A 2,474-nucleotide genomic window follows, 5' to 3' on the forward strand; every position below is an offset into this window, starting at 1 on the left:
GGCGCCCACGACCGTCCTACTCCGGTCCGACGACCGAGACGCGCGCTGCGCGCACGACCTTCTCGCCGATCCGGTAGCCCGGCTCGATGACCATGTTGACCGTGGCCGACGTGGCCTCCGGGTCCACCTGGTGCATGAGCGCCTCGTGGACGTTCGGGTCGAACTCCTCGCCCACGACGCCGTACCGCTCGATGCCGAACTTCGCGAGGCTCGCGTCGAGCTTCTCGGAGATCGCGACGAACGGCCCGTCGAGCTCGCCGTGCTGGCGGGCCCGGTCGATGTCGTCGAGGACCGGCAGGAGCGCGGCCAGGACGTCCTCGACGCCCTTGACGCGCGCGGCCTCCTGGTCACGCAGCGACCGGTTGCGGTAGTTGGTGAAGCTGGCCCGCTCACGCTGGAGAGCGTCGAGGTGGGCAGCCGCCTCGGACTGCGCAGCGAGGAGCGCTGCGTCGTCCCCGGCCTCGCCGGTGGGCTCGAAGTCGAGCCCGGCCAGCGGGTCGGTCTCCGCGTCGTCCCCCGCCGAGCCGGCCCCCTGGGGGGCAGCCTCCTTGGGCTGCCCCTCCGGGGTCACCTTGCGCTTGTCGGTGAAGTGGAAGGGCTGGTCCTCGGAGCCGAGCTCCTCGGGGCCCTGGGCGTCGCTCGTCACTTCTTGTCGTCCTCGTCCACGATCTCCGCGTCGACGATGTCCTCGTCGGGCGCGAACGGCGCACCGGCGGCCGCAGCGGCGTCAGCGTCGGCAGCGCCCTGGTTGCCCGCGGCCTGCTCCTGCTCGGCAGCGGCGTAGAGCGCCTCGCCGATCTTCTGGCTCGAGGCCAGGAGCTTCTCGTGGGCCGACTTCACGGCCTCCGCGTCGGTGCCCTCGAGCGCCGTCTTGACCGACGCGATGTCGGCCTCGACCTCGGTGACGACCTCAGCGGGGAGCTTCTCCTTGTTCTCCGCGACGAGCTTCTCGGTCGAGTACACGAACGCCTCGGCCTGGTTGCGGTTCTCCGCCTCCTCGCGACGCTTCTTGTCCTCGGCCGCGTGCTCCTCGGCCTCCTTGACCATGCGGTCGATGTCCTCCTTCGGCAGCGCGGAGCCACCGGTGATGGTCATCTTCTGCTCCTTGCCGGTGCCGCGGTCCTTGGCGCCGACGTGGACGATGCCGTTCGCGTCGATGTCGAAGGTGACCTCGATCTGCGGCAGGCCGCGCGGTGCCGGCGCGATGCCCGTGAGCTCGAACGTGCCCAGCGGCTTGTTGTCGCGGGCGAACTCGCGCTCACCCTGGAAGACCTGGATCAGCACCGACGGCTGGTTGTCCTCGGCGGTCGAGAAGACCTCGCTGCGCTTGGTCGGGATGGCCGTGTTGCGCTCGATGAGCTTGGTCATCACGCCACCCTTGGTCTCGATGCCCAGGGACAGCGGGGTGACGTCGATCAGGAGGACGTCCTTGCGCTCGCCCTTGATGACACCGGCCTGCAGCGCGGCACCGACGGCCACGACCTCGTCCGGGTTGACGCTCTTGTTGGGCTCCTTGCCGCCCGTGAGCTCCTTGACGACCTCGGTCACGGCGGGCATGCGGGTGGAACCACCCACGAGCACGATGTGGTCGATGTCGTTGACCGAGATGCCGGCGTCACGGATGACGGCGTGGAACGGCGCCTTGGTCCGGTCGATGAGGTCCTGCGTCATCTGCTGGAACTGAGCGCGCGTGAGCTTCTCGTCCAGGTGGATGGGGCCGTTCTCGCTCATCGAGAGGTACTGCATGGAGATGTTGGTGCTCGTCGCGGACGAGAGCTCCTTCTTCGCCTGCTCGGCAGCCTCACGCAGACGCTGGAGCGCGATCTTGTCCTTGGACAGGTCGACGCCCGAGCTGTTCTTCACCTGCGCGATGAGGTGCTCGACGATGCGGTTGTCCCAGTCGTCACCACCGAGGCGGTTGTCGCCCGAGGTCGCGCGGACCTGGATGGTCGAGAAGTCGTCCTCGTCCTTGCCCACCTCGAGGAGGGAGACGTCGAACGTTCCACCACCGAGGTCGAAGACGAGGATGAGCTCGTCCTCCTTGCCCTTCTCCAGGCCGTAGGCCAGAGCGGCAGCGGTGGGCTCGTTGACGATGCGCAGGACGTTGAGGCCCGCGATCTGCCCGGCGTCCTTGGTCGCCTGGCGCTCGGCGTCGTTGAAGTACGCCGGGACGGTGATGACCGCGTCGGTGACGGGCTCGCCCAGGTACTCCTCGGCGTCGCGCTTCAGCTTGCCGAGCACGCGCGCGGAGATCTCCTGCGCGCTGTACTTCTTGTCGTCGATCTCGACCGACCAGTCGGTGCCCATGTGGCGCTTGACCGACGTGATGGTGCGGTCGACGTTGGTGACCGCCTGACGCTTGGCGATCTCGCCGACGAGGACCTCGCCGGTCTTCGAGAACGCGACGACCGACGGGGTCGTGCGAGCGCCCTCGGCGTTCGCGATGACGGTGGGCTCCCCACCCTCGAGGACGG

The 2,474-nt window shown here is 68.7% G+C and carries 2 protein-coding genes; both read right to left on the bottom strand.

Going from position 1 to position 2,474, the window contains the following annotated elements:
* Positions 1-16 precede the first annotated feature (16 nt).
* Positions 17-646, bottom strand: coding sequence for a nucleotide exchange factor GrpE (gene grpE, locus ACFWFR_RS19065; protein WP_191805353.1), 630 nt, complete (start codon positions 644-646; stop codon positions 17-19).
* The coding region (dnaK, locus tag ACFWFR_RS19070) for a molecular chaperone DnaK (protein WP_377624158.1) at positions 643-2,474 on the bottom strand (1,832 nt) is incomplete at its 5' end. The genes grpE and dnaK, both read right to left, overlap by 4 nt.

The sequence above is a fragment of the Oerskovia sp. NPDC060287 genome (genome assembly GCF_042726775.1).
Classification (GTDB): domain Bacteria; phylum Actinomycetota; class Actinomycetes; order Actinomycetales; family Cellulomonadaceae; genus Oerskovia; species Oerskovia merdavium.